This window comes from Streptomyces sp. NPDC002513 (assembly GCF_053595355.1).
This window is the reverse complement of the sequence record NZ_JBSFXK010000160.1, coordinates 1-1,547: the sequence shown is the minus strand read 5'-3', so window position 1 is coordinate 1,547 and position 1,547 is coordinate 1. Positions and strand designations below refer to the sequence as shown.

Sequence of the window (1,547 nt, the reverse complement as noted above, 5' to 3'; positions counted from 1 at the left end):
CAACGCCGTTGCGTTAGGGATCTTGAGGTGGTGGCAACCCCGCCTGAACAGTGGAAACGGGACCCCTGGTAGATCAGCTTGTGTCGAGCAAGGTGATCATCAAGACCAGGAGTCCCGTTGCTGGAGAAGTCTGTCATCACGCGCACGATCGAGACAGCCCGGGGCGTGTTCGCGCCGGGGCATCTGGGCGAGTTGACGCAGATCGTGGACTTCGCGCTGGTGGACGCGGTACTGGAGGAGACCCGCGCGCTGCAGCGGCGGGTGCGTCTGCTGCCGGCGAGGGTGGTGGTGTACTTCGTCCTCGCGCTCGCTCTGTTCGAGGACTGCTCCTATCGGGCGGTGTGGGGCAAGCTCACCGCCGGGCTGGTCGGACTTCCGCTGGTCAGCCCGCATGCCTCCTCGCTCTCGCGGGCCCGGCGCCGGCTGGGCGCAGAGCCGCTGCGGGTGCTCTTCGAGACGCTGGCCGGGACCGTGGCGACCAGGAGTGCTCCGGGCGTGTGGTGGTGCGGGATGCGCACGGTCGCCTTCGACGGCACCGGCCTGCAGCTGCCCGACCGCGCCCCGGTCACCGGCCGTTTCCCCAAGCGCAGCGGCGCGGTGCGCGAGTTCGGCTACCCGCTGATGCGTCTGGTCACTCTGGTCGAGACCGGCACCCGCGCGATCATAGCCGCCGCGTTCGGACCCGAGAGCGACGGCGAACTCCCTTATGCCATACGCCTGTTGGACCGTCTGGAGGCGAACATGCTGGTGCTGGCGGACGCCGGGTTCGACGCGATCGGTTTCCTGCGCGGCATCCACGCCACCGGTGCGCAGTTCCTGGTGCGCTCCTCGGCCACCCGCCGCCCGCTCGTCCAGGACCGCCTGCCGGACGGCTCGTATCTGACCCGCCTGTCCGCGCCCTACCGGACCGGACACGGCTACGGCCTGCTGACCGTCCGCGTGATCGAGGCATGGATCACGGTGAAACTGGCGGACGGGACCGTGCGCCGGGAACAGTGGCGGCTGATCACCAGCCTCACCGACCCCGCCCTGCACCCTGCCAGACGCCTGGTGACGCTGTACCACGAAAGGTGGCAGGCGGAAACCTGCTACGCAAGCGTGAAGGCGACCCTGCTGGACGGCCGCGTCCTGCGCTCCGGACACCCCGCCGACCTGGACCAGGAGGTCTGGGGCATCCTCACCGTCTACCAGGCCCTGATCCACACCGCCGCGGACGCCGCCACCCACCGTCCGGGCCTGGACATGGACCGGCTCAGCTTCACCGTCGCCCTGAACGCCGCCCGCGACCAGGTCACCACCGCCTCCGGCATCCTTCCCTCCGGCACTGCCCAGCTGGTCGGCACCATCGGCCGCGCACTGCTCGACAACCTCCTGCCGGCGCACCGCCGCCAGCGCCTGAAAGCCCGCAGCCTCAAGAGCCACAGCAAGTACGCCCCGAACACCGCCCAACACCCCGCCACCGCCCAGACCTACACCTTCCACACCGAGATCGCGATCATGGAGAAGGGGCTTGCGCCCCGCTCACATCGGTAAACGCAACGGCGTTG

At 69.4% G+C, this 1,547-nt stretch carries 1 protein-coding gene; it reads left to right on the top strand.

Annotated features, from left to right (window positions below; translation table 11 throughout):
* Window positions 1-117 precede the first annotated feature (117 nt).
* Complete coding sequence (locus ACWD5Q_RS35480) at window positions 118-1,533, top strand: IS4 family transposase (protein ID WP_451431185.1); 1,416 nt, start codon at window positions 118-120, stop codon at window positions 1,531-1,533.
* Window positions 1,534-1,547: the final 14 nt, after the last annotated feature.